13 protein-coding genes and 1 pseudogene are annotated in these 11,191 nt (G+C 40.2%); 4 read left to right on the top strand and 10 right to left on the bottom strand.

The annotated features are described in order from the left end of the window. Positions 1 to 18 precede the first annotated feature (18 nt). The 3 genes and pseudogenes from A7K91_RS26040 to A7K91_RS11785 all read right to left on the bottom strand — a co-directional run. A pseudogene (locus A7K91_RS26040) lies at positions 19 to 207 on the bottom strand (GMP synthase (glutamine-hydrolyzing)); the annotation flags it as partial. A gap of 150 nt (positions 208 to 357) precedes the next feature. Further along, the gene (locus A7K91_RS11790) at positions 358 to 1,002 is read right to left on the bottom strand and encodes a TIR domain-containing protein (protein ID WP_068682887.1); all 645 of its coding nucleotides are present in this window, start codon (positions 1,000 to 1,002) and stop codon (positions 358 to 360) included. A gap of 16 nt (positions 1,003 to 1,018) precedes the next feature. Further along, on the bottom strand, positions 1,019 to 2,467 hold the full coding sequence (locus A7K91_RS11785; RefSeq protein WP_068682885.1) for an SIR2 family protein: 1,449 nt from the start codon (positions 2,465 to 2,467) through the stop codon (positions 1,019 to 1,021). Positions 2,468 to 2,933: 466 nt separating this feature from the next. Here A7K91_RS11785 and A7K91_RS11780 point away from each other — a divergent pair, with 466 nt between their 5' ends. The 3 genes from A7K91_RS11780 (at position 2,934) to A7K91_RS27450 (ending at position 3,895) form a co-directional block, all read left to right on the top strand. Further along, positions 2,934 to 3,128 (top strand): hypothetical protein, encoded by a 195-nt coding sequence (locus A7K91_RS11780; protein WP_156739501.1) that lies wholly within the window; start codon positions 2,934 to 2,936, stop codon positions 3,126 to 3,128. Positions 3,129 to 3,494: 366 nt separating this feature from the next. After that, positions 3,495 to 3,740 (top strand): tyrosine-type recombinase/integrase, encoded by a 246-nt coding sequence (locus A7K91_RS27455; RefSeq protein ID WP_425415658.1) that lies wholly within the window; start codon positions 3,495 to 3,497, stop codon positions 3,738 to 3,740. Next, the gene (locus A7K91_RS27450) at positions 3,737 to 3,895 is read left to right on the top strand and encodes a tyrosine-type recombinase/integrase (RefSeq protein WP_082967427.1); all 159 of its coding nucleotides are present in this window, start codon (positions 3,737 to 3,739) and stop codon (positions 3,893 to 3,895) included. Before A7K91_RS27455 ends, A7K91_RS27450 begins: the two co-directional genes overlap by 4 nt. A 5-nt stretch (positions 3,896 to 3,900) precedes the next feature. Here the strand turns inward: A7K91_RS27450 and A7K91_RS11775 are convergent, their stop codons facing one another. The 7 genes from A7K91_RS11775 to guaA form a co-directional block, all read right to left on the bottom strand. After that, complete coding sequence (locus A7K91_RS11775) at positions 3,901 to 4,758, bottom strand: hypothetical protein (protein ID WP_068682881.1); 858 nt, start codon at positions 4,756 to 4,758, stop codon at positions 3,901 to 3,903. After that, the gene (locus A7K91_RS11770) at positions 4,721 to 6,643 is read right to left on the bottom strand and encodes a DUF2326 domain-containing protein (protein ID WP_068682878.1); all 1,923 of its coding nucleotides are present in this window, start codon (positions 6,641 to 6,643) and stop codon (positions 4,721 to 4,723) included. Before A7K91_RS11770 ends, A7K91_RS11775 begins: the two co-directional genes overlap by 38 nt. Then, the gene (locus A7K91_RS11765) at positions 6,613 to 7,098 is read right to left on the bottom strand and encodes a hypothetical protein (RefSeq protein WP_068682876.1); all 486 of its coding nucleotides are present in this window, start codon (positions 7,096 to 7,098) and stop codon (positions 6,613 to 6,615) included. Before A7K91_RS11765 ends, A7K91_RS11770 begins: the two co-directional genes overlap by 31 nt. Before the next feature lie 45 nt (positions 7,099 to 7,143). Continuing rightward, positions 7,144 to 7,875 carry a hypothetical protein gene (locus A7K91_RS11760; protein WP_156739499.1) on the bottom strand — a complete coding sequence of 244 codons (732 nt, stop codon included), beginning with the start codon at positions 7,873 to 7,875 and terminating at the stop codon, positions 7,144 to 7,146. Positions 7,876 to 8,237: 362 nt separating this feature from the next. Further along, entirely contained in the window at positions 8,238 to 8,396 is a 159-nt protein-coding gene (locus A7K91_RS26435; RefSeq protein WP_156739497.1) for a hypothetical protein, read from the bottom strand. Positions 8,397 to 8,636: 240 nt separating this feature from the next. Next, entirely contained in the window at positions 8,637 to 8,924 is a 288-nt protein-coding gene (locus tag A7K91_RS11755; protein ID WP_068682872.1) for a site-specific integrase, read from the bottom strand. A gap of 273 nt (positions 8,925 to 9,197) precedes the next feature. Beyond that, positions 9,198 to 10,736 carry a glutamine-hydrolyzing GMP synthase gene (guaA, locus tag A7K91_RS11750; RefSeq protein WP_068682868.1) on the bottom strand — a complete coding sequence of 513 codons (1,539 nt, stop codon included), beginning with the start codon at positions 10,734 to 10,736 and terminating at the stop codon, positions 9,198 to 9,200. A gap of 187 nt (positions 10,737 to 10,923) precedes the next feature. On the opposite strand from guaA, the gene A7K91_RS26430 reads away from it, so the two are divergent. Further along, on the top strand, positions 10,924 to 11,085 hold the full coding sequence (locus A7K91_RS26430) for a hypothetical protein (RefSeq protein WP_156739495.1): 162 nt from the start codon (positions 10,924 to 10,926) through the stop codon (positions 11,083 to 11,085). Positions 11,086 to 11,191: the final 106 nt, after the last annotated feature.

Below are 11,191 nucleotides of genomic sequence, written 5' to 3'. Positions count from 1 at the left end.
GTGAGAATATTTACTAATCTATTCCCACTCGATCGTTGCAGGCGGTTTCGACATAACGTCGTACACGATACGGTTAACGTTTTCCACTTCGTTGACGATACGAACAGAAATTTTCTCAAGCACATCCCAAGGGATACGCGCCCAGCCGGCCGTCATGCCGTCGATGGATGTTACGGCGCGAATGCCTACCGTGTAGGAGGAGGTGCGTATTATAGAATTAATTACTATTCATTTTCTACGTTGTTCGGTATATCAATTGTAGTGGGTAAAATGACCAATATAAATAGCAAAAGATATCACAAAAAGCTGAGTTATGAGGATTTTCATAACGCAGCTTTTTGTTTAAGTTAAATGTATTCACCATGGTGACCACCAACTCTGTTGAGTTTTAATTGTTTTTGTAATTTCGAAATCATTAATCCGTTTACTCTTCTCATATGCATTTTCGATATACGTATTCGGACTTTCGACAAAATCATCTTCAGTTACCAAGGATATATACGAGCCATTTAGAGAATCTACACTCTGGCAATTCGGGCAAGCATATACAGGATCTTTTTGGTTTGTACGATTCTTGATGATAATCTCATACAACTTGCTTTCATCAATGCTTCTTGACTTGCAACCATCAGAATTTGTAACCGAACTAAGAATCCACCCAGATCCACCAAAATAATAATCTTTTTGGATTACCCCTACAATGCCATTACTTCTTGACGTTCTGTCTTCTCTAGTAATCTCCTTCAAAGAGTATTCAATTTCCCAATCAATCCAGTTACTCTGCTTCATATTTGGAGAGATAACAACAATAGTTACCGAAGTATCAAAAATCATGCTCTTAAGATGATTTTTAATGGTTTCTGTCTTTCTGTCTGCCAAATTAGGTGAGGTGCTGGTTTCACCTTGATAATAACGAGCATCTGCGCCAAGAGCCTTAATTATTCGATCTCTTGTATTTTGAGCTTCGCTATACTTATAAGAAATGAATGTTTTGCGTGCCATACCTGAACCTCCCCCATTATTGCCTTTTTCTTTTTTCAAGCATATTCACAATCTCAATTACAGTGTTAATCAACACTTTGTCAGTCTGGCTCACATCGCCCAGCAATTGATATCTATCTTTCAGTCCAACATCGGAAACATACCGTTCAAAATCATTAAAGACAATCTCCCATATTTTTTTAGCAGTAAAGTCGGTCGCACCAATGGGAATGGGTATTACGCCGAGATTCACGCTTATTTCGAACTCTTTAATCATGCCATTTGCTTCTACTACAGTACCAGTTAAAGCATCAATTTTATTACCAAACATAAAAATGGAAATCCCTACATTTTGAATCATGTTATTTCTGTGCTTAGTCCACGATTCCTTTATAGGGATTTGACCAGTTGTATTTTGGGGAAAAGGTCTCGAAATCAGACGCTCTTCTACCCGCTGACTTCTCGTTTTATAGATTTCTTCCAACGCACCCGAGACTACACAACTGCCCACTCCGAGACCAAAGCCAGTCACAATATTGTTCCCGTTTTTGATTATTGCTTTACTGAGGTTACTTGCGAACTCTAGACAGCGCTGCTCCCCCCAATTTCCATAGTCAGAAGCACTACCGGAAACAAATAAATTTCTTCTCTTGTATTGCTGTTCCACTTCCTTAAGTATGGCCGTAATATCCTCATATTGATTTACCAAAAGCACTTTAATGCTATATCTTTTCAGATCATTCACTTTTAACTTCTGCTTTATCTCAGCATATAAAAAATCCGATTCTTCCTTAAAATCATCTCGCTGCACCTGCTTCATAAAGCAATAATGAGTGCGTTGATTCTGACCCAATAGGATTCTTATACGACTCAAAATATATTCTATGTTGGGATCATCAAAACTAAATCCAATAAACATCATTGTTTTTGAAACGAGGTCTCCTTGAAGAGCCGTTGTAAATAGCTGCCGCTTATTGTTGTAATTTTCATAATCATCTTTAGTTAAAACTGCTTCATGAGGCAATGAAATATCCCCATGCATTTTATAAATCTTGGCATCACTATTGGGTTTGGTTACCGCTAAGTTTTCGGTCGTTATTTTCGAGTCGATTCTTTTTCCCTCAATCTTCAAGGCTTCCTCGATTAGATCATCATAGTTGGTTGTCCAATATGTATCTATAGGCAGCCTTGCTAAAACTTTATGATTATCGGTGATTTCAGCATCCTTTGTAAATTCATCAATTAATGCCTGATTTATTTTCCCTCTGTTTCCACCGTTCTCATTAACATGGTACTGCGCTACTGCTATAAGATCATTTTCTTTATCAATATTTAAATTGATTTCTTCAGCGATATCTCGAAGCAGTTCCTTCCAGTTCACGAATCCCGCAGGTTTAGACAATCCTGCGCCCGCAAATACAGCCGCATTAGACTCCTCAATAGCAGTTTTATAAGTTTTGAGAAATTCGGCAATATCTTTATCCATAGATAATCCTCCTGTATTCACGATTCAAACCAGGGCTCTAAAGTAACTCCATTTGATTCTCCTTGCTTATAAACACCCCACTGTCCATCAGCAACTTGTTCTATGTAATTGTATAGACTGTAATATTCCCTTTCATCCCAAGTCGTATCTTTATACAAAAGTGGGAGGATAACTATTCTATCCATTCCTTTCGCTCTATCAGCTAGCCCAAGCTCCCATGGTATCCCAATTGATTGAATGCTGCCAATAACACGAATTTATTTGAACCGTTTATTCTTTGTTTCAACTTCTTAACCGTCTCAGATGATGTCCTGCATTACAATGTAATGAATGCAATCGAAAAGTGGGGACATCTGAGCGTCCCATCTCTCAATAAACAAATGTCGGGCAAGCGTCCTCTGAACGCTTTAAACAAGGCAACAAGAGAATTAACAGCGCGGGGCTGGAGACACGCGGACGCAGCTTTTTGCAGATGGACATCGCTCGAACCATTTGGGCATTCGATCAAGATGGACTTTTCGAAACGCTTGGCTTTGAAGCTCAGCCAAGTATTAAAATGCTTGATTGCGTGGTCAAAGACCCAAATCCGAAAGCTTTAATCGTTGATTACGATTTGAACCATGAAAAGTCGGGAACTGGCATATTTGCACGTTATATTTGACCAATTATAACGCTTCTTTTGCGACAGCTTATTTAATAAAAAATGCTGAATAACATAGGCCTTGATGAACGAATTTCACCTTCATGGCTCTGTCCGCATATATGCAAAGTCGGTCTTTACCACGGACAATTGCAGCTTCAACTCTCCGGCATTCAACAAGTCGTGCAATCGCTGCCTTCGCAGCGTTTAAAAGCTGCTCCTATGTTCTTGGTAGGCATTCAATTCCCTGTGCAACGTAAAGCCTTGCACACGGCTCCCAAATCGTTATCTCGAACAGAACGGAACAAACTGCTTCGAAATGTAGAACGCATGATGGGAATCTACGGAACATGCCAATAGTCAATCCCCTACTCTTTACTGCATTGCGTGAGCGAGTTGTGTCAACTGAACCGCACCGATTTGAAGTTAAGCAACGTCCCGGCTCAGCAATGGCAAGGTAACATTGCACGAACGGTACCGCTACCGGTAGATGCCAGACACTATATCTCCAAATACCTTGAAAACCGAACGGATGCTGATACGTTTCTTTTCCTTAGACAATACAAGCACCGTACCAGCGTCCGTTCTGTTCAGCACATGTTGCAGAAATATAACATTATCCTCATCAGCTGAGACACACCTACTCCCGTGAACTTGTAAATGCCGGAATCAACATTTCTTCCATCGCCGAGTTTGCTGGCCATGCTTCTCTGGTAGTTACGAGGCGATATAGTAAGCCGAGTCATGTTGAACTTGAGGAGGCTATCAGTCAGGCTTTTGGGTTCTAGAATTCCTAACGTCTAAATGGATAAATTGAGTTTAACTTTGCTTCTTTTTCTTTCAAATATCCTTCGGCCCAGTCAACACCGGTATTAATCGCATCACTCATATTTCCAATACCGTAAGTAAAACTTTTAATGTTAAGGAAACTAACTTCATAATCTCCCTGCATCCAGGTATCGCCTTTCCCCTCTTCGCTTAGCCATATTCCAACTAACCGATTAGTTGCGCAAATATGGGCCTCATCAATATGGCCAGATGGCTCAGATTTCTCAATAACAACAAATCTTGATACGGCAGCATATGCCAACATTTTTTCTTCATTAGTTAACGGTCCGATATCTGGTTGATCCTTTATTAAATAGGGGGAATACCCCATTTCTCTTAATGCATCACAAATTCTCGTAAGTTTATCCCATGCTTCAGGGGTATTATCTTTTCCTAAAACAAGTACCATTGATCTCTTCCAATCAGCTAACCAATCTGAAAAGGAAGTATCCTTTAATCTTATTCCACTTTGTTCATAGCATTCTTGCACAATTTTCTCTAATTTGTTTTCAGCTAAAGGTTCCTTTATTCCTAAATCACCAAATTCCTGATATATTCTTGTCCGAACATACGTAGGAGACTCAAGAAGCACAAACAGTCTTTCGTACAATGACCTTTGATTAACCATCTCAACAAATGAGCCACATAATTGCTGCTTAGTCATACCCTTTCCAACATAATCTTCCTTTTCTAAATTCAGCATTCGCCCTAATGCATAAATTTCTTCTTCAGAGTATGATTGCTTCAAGAAATTTATCAACCTTTGTTGATTTACGGGCATATTATCAAAATGTAAATTCAAAGAGTTTTCCTTTGTCTCCATTATTATTTAACTCCAATCTGACATAAGGATCATCTGCTAGCTCATCGGGCATTAATATGGTTGTAATAATATACTGAAAATCTGGTTCTGAATCATTTTCAACAAATGGCTTTTCCAATTCATCTCTAACATACGTAAATATTCTGTTATAAACAGATGGGTCAATATCATTAATATTAGGTGAGTCATGAACAAGTAATCTTGGGTGTGGTGTATTCGAATTTATAGCTAATTTTAATAACGCTAGGTCGAATGCTATAACCGCTAAGGTAATCGCTGCTGCACCAGTATCTCTGCCCTCACTCAAATTAAGATACCTAATAGTAGCTTCAAAGTTTTTCGCAATCTTGCTTAACTGAAATGAACCTATACGATTCCCAAAGTACAAATACGAAACAACTTCCTGATAATAATTTTTCAAACTTTCTGTATTATCATCCATTTGTTGTTGTATTCGATTGCGATTAGCTTTTGCAATTGTAAGGTTGTCTTTCGCTAAGCCATGTTTTCTTCTATAATCGTCATGATCTCGGAAATACTCTAAATCCTGCTTTAATCCTGTTAATTTTTCCGTTAGTTCTTTTTGCTCTCTTTCTATTTCTTCAATATTTTTTAATATCTCATTAGCATCTTCTGATATTTTAAGATTTAAACCCGCTATTTTGCTATCAATCTCAACTGCCTTCAATTGGATTTCCTCTAAAGTATGATTTAGTTCAGCAATAGCTTGTATTAAGTCTTGTCTTTCGTTTGACAAAATAGTCTGCATGGCTTCCAAAGCTCTGTCTGAGTCCTCTTCATTGGATGTACTTCGAGGGCATTTAAAAGACGGGTCGCCTGTAATGTCTACTAAACATACAGGGCATTTTTCATATTCATAAGTATCTAGTAGCAGATGTGCATAATGAGCTGTTTCTATATTTTCTTTTTCAGTTTGCACTTCATTTAAAGTAGCTTGGAAACTATTAATCCTCATTCTAACTAAATTCTCTTCTTTAGAGAGACTTAGTTTTATTTGGAGAAACTCCTGCTTTTGCTCAACTCGTTCATCATTTCTTTGTTGTAGCAAAATTAATTGTTGTTTTAGATCAGCTACTACTTCATTATTAACTTGAATTTGCTCATTCACTGCTGTTGCTTCTGATCGTATAAGCTCTTCAGCTTGGTTAACCTTATGGATGACATATTTCTTTATGATATCGAAAGCCTTTTTAGCTTCTTTTTCAGCTTCCTCCGCATTACTAACTTGTATATCGGCATTCAATGTCTCGGCGGTAGTTAGCCCTGAAAGATATTGTTGCAGCTTACGTTTAGCCTCTGCGTTCGAAGAATAGTTCCCCGTCTTATCAATCGATTCAAATCCTCCAACTTGATCTCTAAAAATGATTTGCATAATATCACGGAACGATATAAATTTCTCGCCTTCAAAAATATTAGTTCCTGAAAATAACTTAGATTCCATAAAATTTCTATAGTCTTTTATTGCGAATCTTTCTCCATTTTTTTGCACACCATTTAGTAGATCATCGATAATCCATTCTCTATATAAAATACATATGTCACCTTTAACTAAGTTTCTCTGGACAGTAAATTGTTCATCTCCGATTCTAAACTCCATTAATAAATCATGCGACTCCAATGACTTACGTCCAAGTGCCTTGTCCTTATTTAAAAAAAGGCTCTTACCCAGCCCATAGTCCAACATATGGGCAAAAGTTGTTTTTCCGACGCTATTACGTATTCCAGGTTGACTATCTTTTGAATCTTCAGAAGTTTCGCTTATCAGCGTAGCACGAATTACGTTCAGGCCTGCTCTAAATGTGACATCAGTTTTCCCTTTAGGCGGGTTTACCGCTACACGGTTGATGAAGAGAAAATTTCCCATTGTTCTTCTCCTACTATTCGTGATATTTTTTCATTAAGTATTGAAATTTCTGTTCTCTTTACAACAAGACTAGAAAAATAAGCTTTGTTTTCGATGCTCGTGATCGCATCGCTTTTTGATGGAATTTCTATTGAAGAAGTCAGGCGGACATCTTCACCTTCGATACTAATTAGACCTCTAGCAAATAACTCTTTTATACCTCGTATAAAACGCGTGTCATATTTTTGATTAATATAAGGGACAAGCAGTGCATCCAAATTTCCAATTTCCCATTCCGGAACAAATTCATTAAACTTCATTTCTTCTTCCTTAGTTAAAAGTCTGGCAAGAATTTTAGGGAAGCGTACCAGATATAAGGAACAAGCTACCTGGTTCATAGTGCATTTCGAAAAAAATTTCAAAAGCACAAGTAATATAAATCCATTGAAAGAACTGCTCTCATCCATATCATACATAGCTAGCTCATGTTCAATATTACGCGTAGACAGAGTGACTCACCTTCATTCATTAAAGATGTAACAATCGTATGTTGTATCGAAAATAACTCCAGTTATTTGTTCAAGACATTCATCGTAATACTCCCGAATTTGCGCAGGAAGTTGTGCATATAAGTGCTCAAGCAATCGTTCGAATCTATAATCTGCCGGAAATTGATTAGCTGGATAGCTGTCACAAATCCGGAAGTATAGATACATGACCTTCTTTTTTAACATGTTGTATTTACGATAGCCCAATTTTTTTGCTAATCGATGAAGGACTGATATCTCTGTCCGGCTCCTCAATGCATGTTCTTGCTTATCCTTAGAAAACTTTGCTTTATTAGCAAGTTTATCTTTGAACTCAGTCATATCCGCGCTGTCAATATCTGCTGTGTATTGTTCTAACTCAGAGTCATCCATCTGTTCAAGTGCTTTCAAAAGTGAAGTAAACATATTGCCAAATTGGTTTGCCAAGTCTGCATCTATTGGTCTAAACTCTGAGCCGTCATTTATAGTTCTCTGAATGGTTAACTCAAACTCTGCCACTAGGCTAGAAGTGACGCTTTTTTGCACTGACCGATCTACTAACGCATTTATTGCCTGGATTGTAGTAGAACGCTGCGGGTAAACATCGTGAGGATGCTCCTTAAGAACTACACGACACACTCTTTCAAGTTGTTCAGTTGTAGGACACATCTCCTGAATTTTATCAATAATTAATTGCTTCTCCGGTTCGCTTGGACTGCGCATCACCACCGCTAATCACCCACCCTATAATCGCCCTATGCTTGCAAAATTATCTGTCATTTATTTTTGATATTCGACATATTACCAGATTCTCCTCTATTTTTCCTAAGACTTTACAACTACGTTTATCATTCATGACACAATGAAGCAACAGGCTTTGCTTTAAATCCTAACCTCAGCTATTTTTAATCACTATCAAAAGGACATACAAACAACATAAACTTCTTTATATCCATCTATTTAAATCAATTGGTTGTGTCAGTTGTTTTGCTTGATGGAAGAACAGTCAGAATTCTTTCATCGTTGCGGCTTCCGAAAAAAAACAGCGAGCCATTACTAGCCTCGCCGCTGCTTTCCAATTAATTCACTTACAGATCAAAAGTATTTTTATCCTCTTCTTCCTCCTGAAGCGTGATTCCCGAAATATAACGAATCTGCTTTCCGTTAATGCGCGGCTGGAATTCATTTTTCTCTCGAGTGATTTCTGTCTCTCTATAAAGCTGTTTGAAGAAATTGATGGTATTCATAATGCTTCATCCTGTTCGTTCGCACACTTACGGTAAGCGTAAACGATTTTTCCCTTGGATACACTGTTTGTACGATCTTCCGATTATCATGCAAAATGCATTCATCTTCGAGAAAATGAACAATGGGATTGTTCTCATATTCGAAGATTTCCATCTCTTTTCGAACAGATTTACTTTCCTAAATCGTATATTTGCTTCAAGCCGCCGTAGGCCATCCAACCGCCAGGACTAACAAGGACTCTAAATAGGGAGTCGAACCAACTTCGTATCAAGTTCAACATCTTCATTGTTAAATATAACAATAACGGCCTTCTCTTCTTTGAGATTCTTGATAGGGCACATCGGATTGCTTTGCTCGTCGACAAATTCTTCGCCAACAAGGTACTGGAAAAACACCTTCAGGGTAGCAAGGTTGTTATTCAACGTCTGGTTCACTTCAAGCCCTAGACGTTGCCGCTCTTGAATATACTTTTTGATGTGAAGCTGACTTACATCCTCCACTTCTACAATCCCTAATTCATTCTCCATAAACCTTTCCCAACGTTATAAGCGGAACATACACAAATCAACGTACCTTTTCACACGGCCCAAAATTTCTAAGTTGAGCTTGATATCCTGAATCAAATCCTTAATTTTGGTCATAGAAAATACTCCCTTCTATTTGCTGAACAACGCAGATAAAAGAGAGTAATTTTTAACACTCTATAGTTGTACATCAATTGGAAGTCATTATGTAGTTAACGCCGAAAGCCCTTATGTATCAAGACTTTTCGGCATTTGACTACATCATTTCTATCCAATTCACTCCCACTCGATCGTTGCTGGCGGCTTCGACGTCACGTCGTACACGATACGGTTAACGTTGTCCACTTCGTTGACGATACGAACAGAGATTTTCTCTAATACGTCCCAAGGGATACGCGCCCAGTCGGCTGTCATGCCGTCGATGGATGTAACGGCGCGAATGCCTACCGTGTAGGAGTAGGTACGGGCATCGCCCATAACACCTACGCTCTTCATGTTCGGCAGTGCAGTGAAGTATTGCCAGATTTCGCGGTCAAGACCAGCATTGATGATTTCCTCGCGAAGAATTGCATCGGATTCGCGCACGATGTGCAGCTTGTCCTCTGTTACCTCGCCCAACACGCGAATAGCCAGACCTGGTCCAGGGAACGGCTGACGCCAAACGATAGCTTCCGGCAAGCCGCACTCCTCGCCGACCTTGCGAACCTCGTCCTTGAACAGCGCTTTAAGAGGCTCAACCAGCTTAAACTTGATGTCCTCCGGCAGGCCGCCGACGTTGTGATGGGACTTGATCGTTTGAGCTGTTGCCGTACCGCTTTCCACGATGTCCGTGTAGAGCGTGCCTTGCGCCAGGAATTCGAAGTTTTCCAGCTTGTCCGATTCTTCCTGGAAGCAATATATAAATTCGTTGCCGATAATTTTACGTTTTTGCTCGGGATCGTCTACGCCCTTCAGCTTGCCAAGGAAACGTTCTCTGGCATCGATTTTGAGCACCTTCATATCGAATTTGCCCACAAACGTATCCATGACGCTTTCCGCTTCGCCTTTGCGCAGCAGACCGTGGTCGATAAACATACAGGTCAATTGATCGCCAATCGCCTTATGAAGCAAAATAGCAACAACGGAAGAATCCACACCGCCGGACAAGGCGCAAAGCACCTTTTTGTCTCCAACCTGCGCACGAATTTCCGCAATCGTATCTTCGATAAAGGTTTCCATGGACCAGTTGCCGTCGCAATCGCAAATCTGATACAGGAAATTCCGGATCATTTCATTGCCGAATTGGGAGTGACGTACCTCCGGGTGGAACTGAACGGCATAGAAGTTGCGCTCGGGATCGCTCATGCCCGCAATCGGAGCGTGCTCTGTTTTGGCATCGACCCGGAAGCCGGCTGGCGGCTCGATAACGAGATCGCTATGGCTCATCCATACCGTCTGAACGCGGTCAAGACCGTGGGCGATATGGCTGCCCTCCAGAAATTCAACTTCCGCTTTTCCGTATTCCCGCTTGCCTGCGCGCTCCACCTTGCCTTTAAGCTGATGGGACATCATTTGCATGCCGTAGCAAATGCCCAGAATTGGAATACCCAGGTCGTAAACGGCTGGATCGACCAGAGGAGAGTTTTCCTCGTACACGCTGGCAGGACCGCCCGAAAACACGATGCCTTTAGGCTGCAGCTCGCGAATTTTTTCTACCGGGGTGTTATATGGCAGCAGCTCGCTGTAAACGCCTAAATCACGAATCCGGCGCGCGATCAGCTGATTGTATTGCCCTCCAAAATCGAGAACAACGATAATTTCATTTTGCTTCGTCATGACCGAGCCTCCCTCAATTGATGTAGTAATTATATATAAGCCTCTTCAAGGGAGTCAAGGCAAAGAAACAGCCAGCGGAGCTAAGGGTCGAGCAAATCCGGCCGCTGTCCAGCATACCTGTCCTTTTTCTACTTTAAAAAGGGATGTAAGCTGCTGAAGCTCTTCGGCAAGGGGGGCAAATCCGCTGATGAAGAAGCTACCTGCTGCATGGATGCCAGTTGCTAATTGCTATTTTAAAGGACAAGTTTGTACTTTACAGACAGGATTATTAGAATTTTCCATTTCTAATGGTCAAAAAGGGCCGTTGCAGCCCCAAAAACCTCGAATTGCATGTTCAATCATGCCGTAATGGACAATTTTTTCCGTTACAAATTATATTTTGCTAAAAAAGATGGCTAACGGCCGCGCGCGACCGTTAGCCGAATAAAAGCCTAAGTTTGAGACGCTTCAGCAAA

The organism is Paenibacillus oryzae (genome assembly GCF_001675045.1).
Taxonomy (GTDB): Bacteria; Bacillota; Bacilli; order Paenibacillales; family Paenibacillaceae; genus Pristimantibacillus; species Pristimantibacillus oryzae.
The sequence above is the reverse complement of the archived record's forward strand: the minus strand, read 5'-3'. Positions and strand labels throughout refer to the sequence as shown.

Excerpts from the sequence above, each read along its gene's own strand:
- A7K91_RS11785 (WP_068682885.1), bottom strand. The coding sequence starts at position 2,467 with ATGGATAAAGATATTGCCGAATTTCTCAAAACTTATAAAACTGCTATT.
- A7K91_RS11775 (WP_068682881.1), bottom strand. The coding sequence starts at position 4,758 with ATGGAGACAAAGGAAAACTCTTTGAATTTACATTTTGATAATATGCCC.
- A7K91_RS11755 (WP_068682872.1), bottom strand. The coding sequence starts at position 8,924 with ATGGAGAATGAATTAGGGATTGTAGAAGTGGAGGATGTAAGTCAGCTT.
- A7K91_RS11770 (WP_068682878.1), bottom strand. The coding sequence starts at position 6,643 with ATGGGAAATTTTCTCTTCATCAACCGTGTAGCGGTAAACCCGCCTAAA.
- A7K91_RS11790 (WP_068682887.1), bottom strand. The coding sequence starts at position 1,002 with ATGGCACGCAAAACATTCATTTCTTATAAGTATAGCGAAGCTCAAAAT.
- A7K91_RS11765 (WP_068682876.1), bottom strand. The coding sequence starts at position 7,098 with ATGTATGATATGGATGAGAGCAGTTCTTTCAATGGATTTATATTACTT.
- guaA (WP_068682868.1), bottom strand. The coding sequence starts at position 10,736 with ATGACGAAGCAAAATGAAATTATCGTTGTTCTCGATTTTGGAGGGCAA.
- A7K91_RS26435 (WP_156739497.1), bottom strand. The coding sequence starts at position 8,396 with ATGAATACCATCAATTTCTTCAAACAGCTTTATAGAGAGACAGAAATC.
- A7K91_RS26430 (WP_156739495.1), top strand. The coding sequence starts at position 10,924 with ATGAAGAAGCTACCTGCTGCATGGATGCCAGTTGCTAATTGCTATTTT.